The sequence below is a fragment of the Pelistega europaea genome (assembly GCF_013133775.1).
Classification (GTDB): domain Bacteria; phylum Pseudomonadota; class Gammaproteobacteria; order Burkholderiales; family Burkholderiaceae_B; genus Taylorella; species Taylorella europaea.
On the sequence record NZ_JABGBO010000002.1, the window covers coordinates 188,571 to 204,101 of the forward strand.

The 15,531-nt window shown below is 40.4% G+C and carries 14 protein-coding genes; 6 read left to right on the top strand and 8 right to left on the bottom strand.

Annotated features, from left to right (window positions below; genetic code table 11):
* The first annotated feature begins 16 nt into the window (after window positions 1-16).
* Complete coding sequence (locus HKX40_RS02420; protein WP_171587982.1) at window positions 17-601, top strand: hypothetical protein; 585 nt, start codon at window positions 17-19, stop codon at window positions 599-601.
* Window positions 602-760: 159 nt separating this feature from the next.
* Here the strand turns inward: HKX40_RS02420 and HKX40_RS02425 are convergent, their stop codons facing one another.
* Together HKX40_RS02425 and HKX40_RS02430 are read right to left on the bottom strand one after the other, a co-directional pair.
* Entirely contained in the window at window positions 761-1,720 is a 960-nt protein-coding gene (locus HKX40_RS02425; RefSeq protein ID WP_171587983.1) for an RsiV family protein, read from the bottom strand.
* A gap of 197 nt (window positions 1,721-1,917) precedes the next feature.
* The gene (locus tag HKX40_RS02430; RefSeq protein WP_171587984.1) at window positions 1,918-3,249 is read right to left on the bottom strand and encodes a DUF4143 domain-containing protein; all 1,332 of its coding nucleotides are present in this window, start codon (window positions 3,247-3,249) and stop codon (window positions 1,918-1,920) included.
* Window positions 3,250-3,659: 410 nt separating this feature from the next.
* Between HKX40_RS02430 and HKX40_RS02435 the strand changes: the two genes are divergently transcribed.
* Entirely contained in the window at window positions 3,660-4,568 is a 909-nt protein-coding gene (locus tag HKX40_RS02435) for a DMT family transporter (RefSeq protein ID WP_216605139.1), read from the top strand.
* 36 nt (window positions 4,569-4,604) lie between these two features.
* On the opposite strand, the gene HKX40_RS02440 is transcribed toward HKX40_RS02435, so the two are convergent.
* From HKX40_RS02440 to HKX40_RS02450, 3 genes are all read right to left on the bottom strand, one after another.
* The gene (locus HKX40_RS02440; RefSeq protein ID WP_171587985.1) at window positions 4,605-4,862 is read right to left on the bottom strand and encodes a Txe/YoeB family addiction module toxin; all 258 of its coding nucleotides are present in this window, start codon (window positions 4,860-4,862) and stop codon (window positions 4,605-4,607) included.
* Entirely contained in the window at window positions 4,859-5,113 is a 255-nt protein-coding gene (locus HKX40_RS02445) for a type II toxin-antitoxin system prevent-host-death family antitoxin (RefSeq protein ID WP_171587986.1), read from the bottom strand. The genes HKX40_RS02440 and HKX40_RS02445 overlap by 4 nt, the downstream gene beginning before the upstream one ends.
* A gap of 127 nt (window positions 5,114-5,240) precedes the next feature.
* The gene (locus tag HKX40_RS02450) at window positions 5,241-7,487 is read right to left on the bottom strand and encodes a nitric-oxide reductase large subunit (protein ID WP_171587987.1); all 2,247 of its coding nucleotides are present in this window, start codon (window positions 7,485-7,487) and stop codon (window positions 5,241-5,243) included.
* 404 nt (window positions 7,488-7,891) lie between these two features.
* On the opposite strand from HKX40_RS02450, the gene norR reads away from it, so the two are divergent.
* Window positions 7,892-9,457 carry a nitric oxide reductase transcriptional regulator NorR gene (gene norR, locus HKX40_RS02455; protein ID WP_171587988.1) on the top strand — a complete coding sequence of 522 codons (1,566 nt, stop codon included), beginning with the start codon at window positions 7,892-7,894 and terminating at the stop codon, window positions 9,455-9,457.
* Window positions 9,458-9,522: 65 nt separating this feature from the next.
* On the opposite strand, the gene HKX40_RS02460 is transcribed toward norR, so the two are convergent.
* Entirely contained in the window at window positions 9,523-10,410 is an 888-nt protein-coding gene (locus HKX40_RS02460) for a LysR family transcriptional regulator (RefSeq protein ID WP_171587989.1), read from the bottom strand.
* 358 nt (window positions 10,411-10,768) lie between these two features.
* On the opposite strand from HKX40_RS02460, the gene HKX40_RS02465 reads away from it, so the two are divergent.
* The 3 genes from HKX40_RS02465 (at window position 10,769) to HKX40_RS02475 (ending at window position 14,717) form a co-directional block, all read left to right on the top strand.
* Window positions 10,769-11,941 (top strand): multidrug effflux MFS transporter, encoded by a 1,173-nt coding sequence (locus tag HKX40_RS02465; protein ID WP_171587990.1) that lies wholly within the window; start codon window positions 10,769-10,771, stop codon window positions 11,939-11,941.
* A gap of 86 nt (window positions 11,942-12,027) precedes the next feature.
* On the top strand, window positions 12,028-13,089 hold the full coding sequence (locus HKX40_RS02470; RefSeq protein WP_171587991.1) for an NADH:flavin oxidoreductase/NADH oxidase: 1,062 nt from the start codon (window positions 12,028-12,030) through the stop codon (window positions 13,087-13,089).
* A 476-nt stretch (window positions 13,090-13,565) separates the two neighbouring features.
* Window positions 13,566-14,717, top strand: coding sequence for an MBL fold metallo-hydrolase (locus tag HKX40_RS02475; RefSeq protein WP_216605140.1), 1,152 nt, complete (start codon window positions 13,566-13,568; stop codon window positions 14,715-14,717).
* 6 nt (window positions 14,718-14,723) lie between these two features.
* On the opposite strand, the gene rhuM is transcribed toward HKX40_RS02475, so the two are convergent.
* Together rhuM and HKX40_RS10710 are read right to left on the bottom strand one after the other, a co-directional pair.
* Window positions 14,724-15,158, bottom strand: coding sequence for a RhuM family protein (gene rhuM, locus HKX40_RS10705; protein WP_246233528.1), 435 nt, complete (start codon window positions 15,156-15,158; stop codon window positions 14,724-14,726).
* A complete protein-coding gene (locus tag HKX40_RS10710; protein ID WP_246233530.1) occupies window positions 15,103-15,429 on the bottom strand; it encodes a virulence RhuM family protein in 327 nt (108 codons plus the stop codon). Before HKX40_RS10710 ends, rhuM begins: the two co-directional genes overlap by 56 nt.
* Window positions 15,430-15,531: the final 102 nt, after the last annotated feature.

Here is a 15,531-nt window from a genome sequence, read left to right on the forward strand (position 1 = left end):
ATTCTTTGCTCTAGGTATGATGCAATTAACCACTAACTCTAAGAAACTTATTATTGCTATTATTGCCCTCACAGGGTTAGGCGTCATTCTTACTTCTCCCGATGAACCTGTAGAAAAGCCAACGGAATCTGTAGCAAATACCAGCGGTCAAAGTACAGAGCAGAATTTTTTGCTGGATCCTACTACAATTAAATCCCTCACCAATCTCACTCAAAATGTTCAGTTTGGGGAGCCTAATATCACTCAACAATACCGTGGTTATATCCAAGGTGTGGGTTACTCCTCCTATCAATTTCATGCTGAGCAAGGGCAAGTTATTCGCTTTCATTTAGAAGCACCTAACACAATAGAAATGTTACTTTATGGTGCAAATGTTGTTCCCCTTAAAAATGACATGGAGTACACCATCCCAGAAAATGGGCTTTATGATTTGCGAATCCTATACAAACCCTCTGTTGAAAATGAACAATCGAAAAATCCCTCCCCTCCTGAGGCTTATCACATTGGTTTTACCTTGGTAAATAAAGAGATACCCACCTCCCCAGTAGGTACCTCACAGCCTTCATTAGCTCCACAATCTTTGCAACCGTCGGCTCAATAGGCTACTTGCTTTCTGCTATTAAAAGTGGTTACTACCTGAGAATGGTATGCTTAATCAGATGTAGCACATACTTTAATCAGATGTGGCACATACTTTAATCAGATGCAGTCCACACTTTAATGACTTAACAAGAAACAATAGGCTAGCAAACACTTGTTTTTATTTGGCCTCCTTAAAACCATCTTTGGCGGTTTGTTGATAATCTTTGGCTAAGAACTGGTTAATCTGATAGTAGCTCGCCAAGAGTTCCACCTCACCTTCTGCATAAGAAGCCAACTCATAAACAGGATAGACAAACACAATGCCATCTGCCGTAAAGTAAAAGTTATTAGAAACTTTAAAATCTTTTTTCTTAACCGTAGGCTCTGTACCCAACATATTTGAACGCTGTTGATAGGCCTCCCAAAGCACATCACGCACCTTGTTCAAGTTGCCTTTTTGTACAAGATTATTTAAAGAAATAATCGTTTTTTTGTCTGCGTCAATATTGATATAATGCGTTGACATCATGCCATGAGCCCCTCCCTCAAATAGGTAGGTTTGTAGATTAAACGTCAACAAACTTTCTTTCTGACCCACATAGCGAACTTCTGTCGTTTTTTGTAGAGAAATCGGTTTGGACTCAGGAGCACCTTCTTTAAATTGATTAAAAATCGCAGCGTACGCCTGCTCCACATCCTCTTCTGTCACATTATCTGGCAATTTTTTAGATGTACCAGAATCATCAGCCGCTGCCAATACTGCTTTAAGAAGAATCTGATTTAACCAATCATAACGTGTCACCAATGTTGTAGCCGTCACCCCATAGTCTATATTTCTAGTTTCAGAAGAACCATCTTCCTTAATTTGAATGGTCCCAGTCTTATCAAATAAAGACTTAGCCTCTACACGTAAGCCTGGAAAATCCTGCTTATCCGTATCAGCCTTAAGGGTGTCATATTGTGTTTTCAACTCATCATAAGATTGTTGGAGTTGTTTAAGATTCTCATCTTTAGCAGCTATATTGGCTTCTAGTTGAGACACTTTGTTTTCTGCATCGCTTAATTTTTTAGAGGTATCATCATTACATGCTGCCAAGGCAAATGCTGTCATTAACACCAATACTAGCTTTTTTTTCATATCGCACTCCTTTTCGTTATGTCATTATACTTATGATTAATTAAATATAATCATTACTACAAAACACTTAATGATTTTTTATATCAATATGTAGTAAAGTTAGTCTACAGACTTCTAGTTTACCTTACCATATCAACAAATATTTCGCAAAACAAGGGTAACAAGATGCAATGATTTTATCCTAGCCTCAGATATGGCTACTTTTCCAACGCAAAACCAATCAATCGATCTGTTTGATCTATCATAAATAAAGGGATATTCAACACATCTGCATCTAACTTCAAATTATCCAAAGAGAAACGAATACGCAATTTAACTTGTTCTGGAAATAACTCTTTAAATTTTCTAAGACTTTTGCTAGAAGTGTTCAGTTCCGATTTAACTTCTATAGGGAAAATATCATTTTCTCGTTGGATCAGAAAATCTACTTCGTAGGGTGGGTTATTCTGACTCCAATAACGTGGCGATACATCAAACTGAGTTAATAGCGTCTGCAAGACAAAATTCTCTGTTAAAGCCCCTTTAAACTCCGTAAATAACCGATTGCCCTCACCAAAAACCGTTGGTGCTAATTGAGCCAACCGACGAAGTAATCCTACATCCACCAAGTAAATTTTAAAAGCAGACAAATCATCGTATGATGATAAAGGTAAATTAGGTGCAGTACTTCGATAAATTTTGTGAACGAGTCGTGCATCAACCAACCATTGGAGAGCATCTTCATACTCTCTAGCTCTAGCCCCCTCTTTCACGACCTTATAGATAAATTTTTTGTTCTCCCTAGCCAACTGGGAAGGAATTGATTTCCATATCATAGAAATTTTAGGAAACTCACTACGATTGGGATGTTTAGCAAAATCTCGCTCATACGCTTCAATGATATCGGATAACGCCTCTTGCATCATACCAACATCTCTTGCCTCGGTCCAAAATCTCACCGCCTCTGGCATACCTCCCGTAACGTAATACATCTTTAATTTTTCATAAAGTGGATTAAAAAAAGCGTCAGGAAGTGGGGAGATGGTATCGACACTATCCAAATATGTCACTAGATTTTCATTACCATTAGCCAACAAAAATTCAGTAAAGGTCATAGGATCAATTTGCATAAAATTAACTTGACCGACTGGAAATGAGGATGGCTTTGCGAGAGTAATACCAAGCAAAGAGCCGGCACAAGCAACATGATATTGCGGAGCATTCTCACAAAAATATTTCATTGCATTGATCACATTAGGACAATCTTGCACTTCATCAAAAATGATCAGCGTCTTTTCTGGCTCTATCTTCTGCCCCGATGCCAATATCAAATTTTGGAGAATACGATTAACATCTTTTGTCGTTTCAAAAAACTGTTTATATTCGACATTTTCATCAAAATTAAAGTACGCCGTGTTCTCATAATACCGTTTGCCGAACTCTTTAAGCACCCAGGTTTTACCCACCTGACGAACTCCTTTTAAAATCAGTGGCTTACGATATGGCGACTCTTTCCATTTAAGTAATTTCTTTAATATCAAGCGTTCCACATCACTCTCCAATCACATTTTTATTGATAATATTGTGATTATTATCACATTTTTATTGGATTTTTTGTGGGTACTATCACGTTTTTATTGTTTTTGCATTCCAAGGCATTTGTGCTATATATTCACTCAAAAAATCAATAAATAAAGCCGTGCGAGCTGCTAGGCTACGGTGACGATAATACACTTGCTAAAAACGATATTCAGGACTGACTTTTCCCTTTTTTCTACTCTGCCTCATTTTTCTTGAGTATAGTAGCCATCTTGGCTGTGTAACTGAAGTCTTTACTTTATGTTGAAAGTATGGTGTACTCTTCTGACTAGAAAAATTTCAAAATAGATGATTATATTTGTTAATAATTTAATCTACTTAAGATTAAACAATGATGAGTTTGACATACCAGGCGGAGACAATGATGGGAAACACAGTCTTAAAAGGGATTTTTTTTGCGCTATCTGCAGCTGCATTAAATAGCAGTATTGGTATTTTCAGCAAAAACTTATTAGATCAGAACCTAAATATTCAATCTATTGCTTTTTTTAAAACAATTATCGCATTGGCAATAATCAGTCTGGTGTTAAGTCGCTCGTCATGGCAAGAACAGAAAAATCAAATCAAACCCTTTGTAAAAAATACCATGAACCTATTTCTCCAAATAGCGTTTTGTGCATTTCTGGGGATTTTTACCTTATTTTTCTTTGAAACCACGGCATATCAATATGGTCATGCCGCTAATGTGGTGGTCGTGTTAATGGCTGCGGCGGCCGTATCCTCCCTGCTTGGAGGGGCTATATTATTGTCAGAGTCATTGAAAATTTCTGCCATTGTTGGTACTTGTCTGGCTGTATCTGGCGTATTTATTATTTCCTGGTCGGGCTCTAGTCAATGGCTATCTATTCTCTATGCCATTCTTGCAGGTAGTGGCTATGGTTTATTTTCCGTACTCATTAAAAAATTTAATTTAAATGGTGGTATGCCTCTAACGCGATTATTGATGATGTTTGGAGCACTATATTTGTTTTATCCATTTATAACTCACTTTCAACATATAGAAATCCAGTGGAATACGACTGTTATACTCAATCTTATAGCACTTGCTCTATTACCCACACTGATTGGTTTTTACTGCACAACCAAGGCGTTAGTTTATCTCAGTGCATCGAAAGTACAGGTAACTGAACTATCAGAACCTATCTTCACTATGGTACTGGCATGGCTACTACTCAATGAAGCTCCAAATCAAACTTTCTTTTTAGGTGCATTTTGTATTGTGTTAGGCATTGCGCTAATTAATCAAATTCTACAATTAAAAAAGTCCTAGGCACATTTGAACCTTTCTGGAGGAAAGTCCCCACCATCACTGATAATGGTAGCGGCAAGAAATGATGAGCAAAGCATCATCTGCCACCGCATAAACAAGCCGATGCTCATCGGTGATGCGTCTAGACCAATACCCTGTTAGATTAAACTTTAACGGTTCGGGTTTACCTATGCCATCAAAAGGATTGCGCTGAATAGCCTCTATCAGCTTATTGATGCGTTTAAGAACGTTTTTATCCATCACTTGCCAATGCACATAGTCGTCCCACGCTTCTGTTGAAAAGACAATCTTCACTTAAGCAGTTCCTTGACTTCCACACCACCACCCGATTGCATTTCATTGAGACCTTTCAACAAATGTAAGGCGTTTGCAGGAGAACGCAAAAGATAAGCTGTCTCTTGTAATGCGTTATATTGTGATTCAGATAGCAAAACACAGTTTTCCCCGCGTGCACGAGTAATTAAAATTGCCTCTTGATTGTCCACCGTGTCTTGCATTTTCTTAGCCAACTGCTGCCTAGCTTCGGTGTATGTAATTGCTTGCATATGATCCTCCTTTGAATGGCCATATTGTACAATATATTGTACATATATTCAAACAAATAAAAAAACACTCCCCAATCACTAGACTGGGGAGTATTAGAAATAGCTTAATACCTAAATAGTGGCTGTATTACCTAGGTGCACGGTGTAAAAACACCCCTTTGCACACTTGTAATCCAATACCTAAGCCACCAATAATAAAGATTACATCAGAAATCGTACGAATCCAACGTAGATTTTCTAAGAAATCTTGTTGTAAGAAGGCCTCACCACGCGCAGACCACATACCTACATGGACGCTTTCGTGGAATTGGAATAAACCAACAGGTAATAGACTAGTCGCCACCATGCCCAATAAAGCGATATTTAATGCCCAGAAAGAGACTTTCATTAAGCCATCGCTAAATTGCATATTAGGACGGATATAACGCAATACAAGCAATACAAAACCTAATGCAAGGAAACCATACACGCCGAATAAGGCAGAGTGTGCGTGTACCGCAGTAGTATTAAGACCTTGTAAGTAGAATAATGCCACAGGTGTATTGATCATAAAGCCGAACACACCAGCACCTAACATATTCCAGAAAGCCACAGCTACGAAGAACATCAACGGCCAACGAATGTTTTCCATCCAAGGAGCACGATTGCGTAAACTCCAGTTCTCATAGGCTTCATAACCTAATACCACAAGAGGTACCACTTCTAGCGCTGAGAAGCTTGCACCCACTGCCACGATAGGCGTAGTCGCCCCTGTGAAGTATAAGTGGTGGAATGTACCGGGCACACCGCCAAGCATGAACAAACAAGCAGAGACTAAAGAAGCTGTTGTCGCTGTGCGAAGTGAAACAAGACCCATTGAGCTGAAGATGAATGCCATCGCAGCGGTCGCAAATACTTCAAAGAAGCCCTCTACCCAGAGGTGAACCACCCACCAACGCCAGTATTCCATCACCGCAATATTAGAATGCTCACCGTAGAACAAACCACTACCGTAGAACAAACCAATCGCGACCACAGACGCTGTGAATAAGGCTAGTAAGTTCTTATCACCACCTTGTTTGAATGCACCGACTAAGCAGCGTGCCATCAAGAATAGCCAGAAAGCAATGCCTAAGAATAAAGCAAATTGCCATACACGACCGAGATCAAGATATTCATAGCCTTGATGACCAAACATAAAGTTCAATTCCGCAGGCATTTGACCAGCAATCGCCAAGTAGTTACCCACAAAAGAACCTACAGTCACCAATAAAAGAGCAACAAACAAGACATTCACGCCTAAACGTTGACCTTTTGGATCTTTACCACCGTTTACCACTGGTGCAAGGAATAGACCAGCCGTTAAGAAACCAGCGGCAATCCAAAGCACCGCACTTTGTAAGTGCCATGTGCGAAGTAAAGAATAAGGGAACCATTTCGATAATTCAATACCATAGAATGTTTGCCCCTCAACCGTATAGTGTGCTACCGCACCACCCATAAACATTTGGAAAGCAAATAGCGCCACGGTTAAGAAAGCGTATTTACCCAATGCTTTTTGAGAAGGTGTTAATTTGAAAGTGGTAATAGGATCCACTGCGGGTGCTTTCGCTTCAAACTCATCATGCTTGCTCAAGAAAGCCCAGCCCCATACCAATAAACCAACACCAGCAATCAACACAACCACACTGATAATAGACCACATAATGTTTTCTACAGAGGGAACATTATCAATGATAGGTTCATGCGGCCAGTTATTACTATACGTCACATGACTACCGGGACGCTCAGTTGATGCAACCCAAGTACTCCAGAAAAAGAAGTTCACTAGCTTATCACGACGAGCAGGATCCGCTAATGTATTCACTTTCATCGCATAACTTTCACGAGTGCTATCAAAAGCAGGATCATCACCGTAAATGCCTTTGTAACGTTCTGCTGTGAGCTTAATTGCTTGTGCACGACGCTCAGAAACCGTCACCACATTATTCTCGTCGATCGTATTTGTACGATATTCTTTCTTCGCTGCCGCTTCTAACACCGCTTTTTGCTCTTCATCAGCTTGCTCATAAGAAACGCCAAAACGCTCTTGTGCCGCCAAATCCAACCAAGCGATTAACTCACGGTGTAACCAATCAGCCGTCCAGTCTGGTGCTTGGTAAGAACCATGACCAAGAATGGAACCGTTTTGCATCCCACCTGTACTTTGCCAAGCCGATTGACCTTGCAAAATATCATCTTTTGTCATTAACACTTCACCTGTGTTAGCGACTTTTACTGCTTCAGGAACAGGAGGTGCATTACGATACACATCCACCCCTAAATAACCTAGAATAGAAAAGGTAACAATTAAGATACCCATCAACCAAAGCCAGAGCTTTTTATAACTTCCCATATTTTTTCCTAAAAAATATCATTGTTTGCTATGCAAATAACGTTATTTCGCAACGGAGGACTGGAGTGTTACGCCAATCACGTTGTTTGCCTTACCTCTCAATAAGCAATTTCCGTGCCAACTCTATTTTTCATAGGAAAACAAAGAGGTTAACCCCAATTTCAGGTAAAAAATACCGTATAATAATCAGGTAATTTTTACCTTTGGGGTATTTTTTACCTATTTTATATCGATGAACGAATATAAACTCTTCACCTCATTGGGATTATCTAGCTACTCCATCGGATGCAACATAAAGTGACGGTTACCTCTTCTGGATTATCTAGCACTCCATCAAATGAGACGTAAAGTCATTAGATTAGCCTTTTAAATTTTTTATTTCCTCAATACGCATCAGCATTCTTATGAGCCTACAAGCCATTATCGATAATCTCTCTAAAGAATTATCACCCTCTCAACGACTCAAACATCTTGTTCGCTATATTCGACAGGACTTTCAATGCAGTGCAGTCGGTTTATTGCGCCTTCATAATGAAACGTTATTTATGGTCGCCGCCGAAGGGCTAAGTCATGATACCTTGGGGCGCCAATTTCAATTAGCCGATCATCCTCGACTCGCTACCATTGTACATAGCCCTGAGCTTGTGCATTTTGATAGCCATTCCACATTGCCAGATCCTTATGATGGTTTAGTCAATACCTTGCCTGACCAGCCTCTACACGTGCATGACTGTTTAGGTGTCCCTCTTTATGTGAATGAGCAATTATGGGGTGTTCTCACCTTAGATGCGATGGAAAATACCTTCACCCCAGAGCGTAAACAACATTTACAACAGCATCTTCCTCTTTTTGAGGCTTGCATTCGTATGGCAGAGCTAGAGCATCAGCTTGATGAACGCCATCACTTTAGTACGATTGAGATGCCAAGTAATATCAAGAACCAGCGCAAAATCATTGGCAATAGCCCTGCTATTCTCAAGTTGCTGGACGATATTCGTTTAGTGGCTGAAGCAGATGTGCCAGTATTAATTACTGGCGAGACAGGAGTAGGTAAAGATTTAGTGGCCCACTATGTTCACGCCTACTCTAAACGTCACGCCCAACCAATGGTCATTATCAACTGTGCAGCCCTACCCGAAACCTTAGCCGAAAGCGAACTTTTTGGGCATATCAAAGGTGCTTTCTCAGGTGCAACCCATGAACGTGCCGGACGCTTTGAAGTAGCAGATAATGGCACACTTTTCTTAGATGAAATAGGTGAATTAAGCCTTGCTGTGCAATCTAAATTATTACGTGCTATTCAAAATGGTGAAATCCAACGCTTAGGCTCCGACAAAACCCACCACGTGAATGTTCGTATTATTGCAGCCAGTAATCGTGATTTACAGAAAGCCGCGGAGGACGATGCTTTTCGTATGGATTTATATCACCGCTTATCCGTCTTTCCTATTGATGTCCCTGCGTTACGGGAACGAGGAAAAGATATTCTTTTATTAGCAGGACATTTTTTAGAGCAAAATCGTGTGCGTCTTGGTCTACGAGGTATTCGCCTCAGCCCTGAAGCGGGACAAGTATTGATGCATTATCAATGGCCAGGAAATGTACGAGAACTAGAGCATGTCATTAGCCGAGCCGCATTAAAAATTATCGCCTCAGGAGTAAAACGACAAGACATTGTGACGCTAGAAGCGCGTTACTTGGATATCCACCCTAGTCATCAGATAGAGGCAGAAGCGGCTACCAGTATGACGACGACAAAGGAAAAAGAGAGTGCAAACATCTCTGCCTCCCCTGCTCCTCACTCACACAAGCTCGGAGCACTCAAACCACTGATGCAGCAATTTGAATATGAACTCATCAAAACTGCCCTGGAACACACCAATTATCATTGGACAGCCGCTGCCAAAATTCTCGAAATTGATGCCAGTAACCTGCATAAATTGGCGAAGAAATTGGGGCTAAAGGATTAAGACAAACTAGTTAACATCAATGACACTCATTTGCCGCAACGCATTAACATGGCTCTCTATCCGTTTTAGGTCTCTTTCATCGCAGCAACAAAAGCTGTAAATAATGCGTCATTGGCACGGCGATTTGGATAATACACATGAAACCCCGGATAACGCATTCGCCAGTTGGGCAAAACTTCCACGAGTGAGCCTTGCTGAAGTTCTGCTTCAACATGGTACAAAGGAACCCACTGCAAGCCCAACCCTCCCAAAGCCGCTTTTTTTAATATCGGTACACTGTTACTGGCAAATCGTCCTCGTGATTGGATTTTGACAAGTGTCCCATCCTCTGGGTGCAAAAATTCCCACGTTAATAATCCACCATAAGTGGGTAAACGCAAGCTCAACATTTGGTATTGATGCAGCTCATGTGGTGTCTGAGGCATACCATGCCGTTCAACATAATCAGGGCTTGCTACCACTGCCATCTGCATATCAGGCCCTACTCGCACAGCAATCATGTCCTTAGCAATACCATCTCCCAAGCGAATCCCTATGTCAAAACGTTCTGCCACAATATCCACCATACGAATATCTGCCGTCAACTCCAACTGCACCTCCGGATTTTGGTGCATAAACCGTTGAAATTTATCCCACAAATACATATAGGCACTTTCGGTAGCATTGATACGTAACTGCCCTTTTAATTGTCCGCTATACTCACCTAAACTATTTAAAGACTGCTGAATTTGGCTCATCAAGGGAGTAATCTCTTGTACCAATCGCTCCCCTGCTTGACTTAATGACACGCTACGTGTGGTACGATGCAGCAACTTTACACCAAGACGTTGCTCTAGGTTTTTCATGGTATGGCTAACCGCTGAAGGAGAGACACCCAGCTGTGCAGCGGCTCGTGTAAAACTTTGCTGTTCCGCTACACAGAGAAAAAAGCGTAAATCATTTAAATTATCCATGCTCAAAGTTCTTCCTCTTTTGTACCCTACTCATAATCGTATCTTTACCTGAAATAAACTACCTAAGATTCATACCAAACACTTTTTAAAATTTAAAACTACAAACTTTTCGATAAACAAATATCGCCAACGACAAGCACCAAAAAGAAGCAAAACCAGTCATTCCTACGGGATAGATAAGCCAAACATAGTCGTTATATCACACTATCTTCCCATCTAAAAAACCAATTTATTCAATAAGTTATATTGCTCTTTCGCATTATTGAAATAAATTCAATAATCCTTAGCATTCTATCCTATTTATTAAAGAAATTAAACGCAGTATGATGTCATCCTTTAGGAGCACCTGAATACTGGAATGAATAGCAACGCACAGAAAATAAAACTTTCCCTTTTGCTCATACTTGGAGCATTATTAGCGGTCACCTCTCTAGCCACCGATACTTATCTCCCTGCTATGCCCACCATGGCATCACAATTGGGAGGCAATGTAGAACTCACTATCAGCGGTTTTCTTGCTGGATTTTCCATTGCTCAACTGGTATGGGGGCCGATTAGTGACCGTATTGGACGAAAAAAACCACTTGTTATAGGTATGGTAATCTTTATCATAGGTTCCATAGGCTGTGCCCTTTCTGATAATATTACCAGCCTAGTCATCTGGCGTGTATTTCAAGCGATAGGAGCCTGTACTGCCCCTATGCTAGGAAGAGCCATTGTTCGTGATTTATTTCAACGGCAAGAGGCTGCTCGCGTATTATCTTTATTAACGCTTGTCTTAGCGATTGCTCCTATTCTCGGTCCTTTCCTAGGAGCACTCATTCTGGAGTACTTTAATTGGCATGGAATTTTTATTATGCTTGCTATCATTGGAGGACTACTGCTGATAGCACTTCATTCACTTCCTGAAACACACCCTCCACAAAAAAGAGTAGCAACATACCCTTGGTACCATAGTTTTAGTAACTATCGCACCTTATTGGGAAATGGGACTTTCATGCGTTATACCCTCTGTGTGGCTAGTTTTTATGTTGGGGTATATGCTTTTGTTACCGCCTCCCCCTATTTATATATTGAATATTTCCATATTCCTCCTAAACATTTTGCTTGGTTGTTTTCTGTGAATATTTTAGGGGTAATGACATTAAGCCTTGTTAATACACGGTTAGTCTCTCGCTATACTTTCGATCATTTATTAAAAACAGCTTCTGCAATCGCTTTCATCGCTATTCTTGGTTTAGGCTTTATGACGGTCATAGGCTTACATCACATACTGGCAGTTGCTATCCCTCTTTTTATTTTCTTTTCTATGAATGGCATTTTGGCTTCCACAGCTACGGCTGGCGCACTTGATAGGGTTCCAGAAATGGCAGGGAGCGGTGCAGCACTCATCGGCTCTTTACAATATGGTAGCGGTGTTATCTCTTCTATATTGCTCGCCATTTTCGGTAGCCATTTGATCAGTTTTTCTCTAATTATGCTAGGGTGTACTTTCTTGTCGTTTGCGTGTATGTGGGTAAGAAGAAAATAACCCTCCTTAATAACATGGACAATCACTTTTTTCTTCTCTGTCAACAGTACAATTTTGTCATTATTTTTATAACAAAAGGACTCGATATGGCTAAGTTTCGTTATTTTACCCAACCATTTTCACTTAAAAACGTCACATTGCGTAATCGAATCGTGATGCCTCCTATGTGTCAATACAGTGCTAAAGATGGCATCCCTAATGACTGGCACTATGTGCACTATACCTCGCGTGCAATTGGTGGGGTCGGTTTAATTATTGTAGAAATGACTAATGTCGCTCCCAACGGACGTATTACACCTCATTGCCTAGGTTTATGGAATGATGAACAAAGAGATGCCTTTAAAAAAATTGTCGATGCTGTCCACGCACAAGGAGCAAAAATTGGTATCCAAATCGGTCATGCAGGCAGAAAAGCACAAGACTGTGCTGATGTGGTTGCCCCCTCTGCTATCCATTATGGACAGTTAGACTATGCAGGTCAAAACCTTAAAACACCTAGGGAACTCAGCAAAGCAGAGATTCAAGACATTATTCAACAGTTCCAAGATGCTGTGCGTCGAGCTGTCGAAGCTGGTTTTGACCTTATTGAACTGCATGGTGCTCATGGTTACTTAATTCACCAATTCTACTCCCCTAAATCCAATCAACGTACCGACGAATATGGTCAAGACCGTTTATTATTCGGAGAGCAGGTGATTAAAGCTGCCAAAGCCGTTATGCCCAAGGATATGCCTTTAATCATCCGCATTTCTGCCCAAGAATACTCAGAAAATGGTTTTGATAGCGACTATGGTGCCAAGGTGGCTAAACGCTTTGCGGCAGCAGGTGTCGATATGATTGATGTCAGTGGCGGGGGTAATGGAGCCCTCTTTGAGGGACAACATCCTCCTTTTGCAGCAGGTTATCAAGTCTATTTAGCTCGTAAAGTGAAAGAAGCTACAGGTCTACCCGTTATTGCTGTCGGAATGCTAGACAATCCCGGATTGGCTGACTATGTGATTGGTAGCGGTGATGCCGATTTAGTCGCTGTTGGACGTGGTTTATTACGCGATCCTTATTGGGTACTCAATGCACAATACCAACAAAACGGCAGTGATAGCCAACCCATAGCTGACATTCCACGCCAATATCAACGTGGGTTTATGTGATGAGGTTATGACTTTGAAAGGTCGTTTTAATACTTTAGATTTAAAATTATTTGTGTTATTTTGATTGCTAAAGATATTCCTTAATAAGCACCGGAGACATCGATGCTCCAGTGTTTTTTTGCATTTAAACACAATCAATACATTACTCCCCTCTCACATCAACCGACAAAATAATATTTTCCCTTCATTTTTTGCCATATTCTTTTTGTGTGGAAAACCCATCGCTGAGGGTTGGGGATAAATTTATTTAGGACTGGAAAATATATTTTCATATCTTTCTGTGATTTATCAAAAGCATCGTTAATCATCATGAGAAACCCAATACTCCTCAAAAAACAGAGCCAATATCTTTGAAAATAAATGGAAATAACTTATTTAACACAGCATGAAAAAGAAAGGATTTCTCATGCTAAGATTGCACGACCCCAGTTATCAAACGATTGAGTAAATAATTGTTCAACATCAAAGGAAACACCATGAAGTTAGCCATGATGGCTTTTGCTACCCTGAAGTGGATTGTATTAATAGGCATTATCCTATCTATTAGCGTGCTAGCTTTTTTATATTTCGCCCCTGTGTTTGGTGGTAATCCTGATGCAGAAAGCCAAGCGAGAATTGTTCGCTCCCCTCATTTTAAAGAGGGGAAATTTGTGAATTTAGAGCCTACCGCACTCGGGGTACAAAATGCGCCAGAAGCATCAAAACGTACTATCTGGAGCTGGTTTCTCTCCGTGGTTTTTCCTCCTGAGGGTAAAGTACCGTCCGAACCTTTACCTAGTCAACCACTTAATATCACGGATATGACACAAAACATTGACAATGATGTTGTGATCACATGGTTAGGGCATTCCAATATTTTTATCCATATTAACGGAAAAAATCTCATTACTGACCCTGTGTTTTATCGTGCCTCCCCTATTTTTGTGGGTGGAAAACCTTTCTCTTATCAACATCCTCCAAAAACCGCTGAGTTACCGCCCATAGACGCAGTTATTTTGTCGCATGACCATTATGACCATTTAGACTATCAAGCCATTAAAGAAATTGCTTCAAAAGTAAAACATTTTTATGTTCCCCTTGGTGTAGCAGCGCATTTACAACGCTGGGGAATTGAGAAGTCTCGTATCACCGAGTTAGATTGGGGCGAGCAAGCTACACTTGATGATATCACCTTAACCTTTACCCCCAATCGCCATTTTAGTGGCCGTAAATGGGGAAAAGAAGTCACCACGCTTTGGGGAAGCTGGGTCATTGCTACACCCACACATAAACTCTTTTTTAGTGGCGATGGTGGCTATGGAAAACATTTTACCCAAATCGGTGAGCAATACGGTCCTTTTGATTTAGCCATGGTGGAAAATGGTGCTTATGATGCGGCGTGGGCGAATATTCATATGACTCCAGAACAATCCTATCAAGCCGCCATTGATCTACGCGCTAAAGCAGTTATGCCTATTCATTGGGCAAAATACGACTTAGCCTTTCATCCTTGGAATGAACCTATCGAGCGTTATTTTGTCGCTGCCAAACAAGCACCCTTTCCTGTTTTAACCCCCTTGATTGGGCAGACGTATCGATTAAGTGAGGTAGAGAGCGTGCAGAAAAGATGGTGGCGGGAAGTGAAGTAGGTGAATCTACTTTTTTGCTAACTTCTTAATTACTTTATCAAAATCAGATTCTATTTTTTGAGTTTTATTGAACTTATCGTATTCCTGATAAGCTCTTGCTTCCGCTTGTTGTTGGCTAACTTTACCCGAATCTTCCAAGATTCTGTATTCATTAAAACTCAAAAATTTATCCACACTTGCGGCAAATTTTTCCATCGTAAACGTATTTTCTCGCTCGATTAATCCCTCAATATAGTCAAAATAACTACTGACTGTACGCTCTAGCTGTTTGATTTCCTTTTCGTTCAAATAATTTTTGGCAATAGTAGTATCTGATTTCAATATTCTGCCTGAAGGAGCATATTTCCATGTTGTTAAGCCCATATGCTCCTTCGTGCTGTCTGCTTTATGGTAAACAATTTCTGCCGCTGTACTGCCTGTGATAGCAAAATGAATCATCATCTAGTACAAATCCCTTGATGAGATATTCTTTTAGAGTTTGCGTTGCCCAAATACGAAACTGTGTAGCTTTAGTAGAATTAACTCGATAGCCTACAGAGATAATAGCATCGAGGTTGTAATATTCTAGTTGGCGATTAACCATTCTATTACCTTCTTTTTGAACTGTTCGGAAATTCCGAACAGTTGCCTCTTTAGCCAACTCACCACTATTAAAAATAGCACTCAAATGTTCGCTAATTGTAGACTTGGTAACACCAAATAGTTCAGCCATTTTCTGCTGGGTAAGCCATATGTTTCATCATACAGATAAATTTCTATCTGTACTTGACCATTTTGGGCTGTATAGAGGATAAAAGATTGCCTTTCTGGATTA

Coding starts and splice junctions, on each gene's coding strand:
- HKX40_RS02420 (WP_171587982.1), top strand. CDS start 17: ATGATGCAATTAACCACTAACTCTAAGAAACTTATTATTGCTATTATT.
- HKX40_RS02425 (WP_171587983.1), bottom strand. CDS start 1,720: ATGAAAAAAAAGCTAGTATTGGTGTTAATGACAGCATTTGCCTTGGCA.
- HKX40_RS02435 (WP_216605139.1), top strand. CDS start 3,660: ATGATGGGAAACACAGTCTTAAAAGGGATTTTTTTTGCGCTATCTGCA.
- HKX40_RS02445 (WP_171587986.1), bottom strand. CDS start 5,113: ATGCAAGCAATTACATACACCGAAGCTAGGCAGCAGTTGGCTAAGAAA.
- HKX40_RS02450 (WP_171587987.1), bottom strand. CDS start 7,487: ATGGGAAGTTATAAAAAGCTCTGGCTTTGGTTGATGGGTATCTTAATT.
- norR (WP_171587988.1), top strand. CDS start 7,892: ATGAGCCTACAAGCCATTATCGATAATCTCTCTAAAGAATTATCACCC.
- HKX40_RS02460 (WP_171587989.1), bottom strand. CDS start 10,410: ATGGATAATTTAAATGATTTACGCTTTTTTCTCTGTGTAGCGGAACAG.
- HKX40_RS02465 (WP_171587990.1), top strand. CDS start 10,769: ATGAATAGCAACGCACAGAAAATAAAACTTTCCCTTTTGCTCATACTT.
- HKX40_RS02470 (WP_171587991.1), top strand. CDS start 12,028: ATGGCTAAGTTTCGTTATTTTACCCAACCATTTTCACTTAAAAACGTC.
- HKX40_RS02475 (WP_216605140.1), top strand. CDS start 13,566: ATGAAGTTAGCCATGATGGCTTTTGCTACCCTGAAGTGGATTGTATTA.
- rhuM (WP_246233528.1), bottom strand. CDS start 15,158: ATGATGATTCATTTTGCTATCACAGGCAGTACAGCGGCAGAAATTGTT.
- HKX40_RS10710 (WP_246233530.1), bottom strand. CDS start 15,429: ATGGCTGAACTATTTGGTGTTACCAAGTCTACAATTAGCGAACATTTG.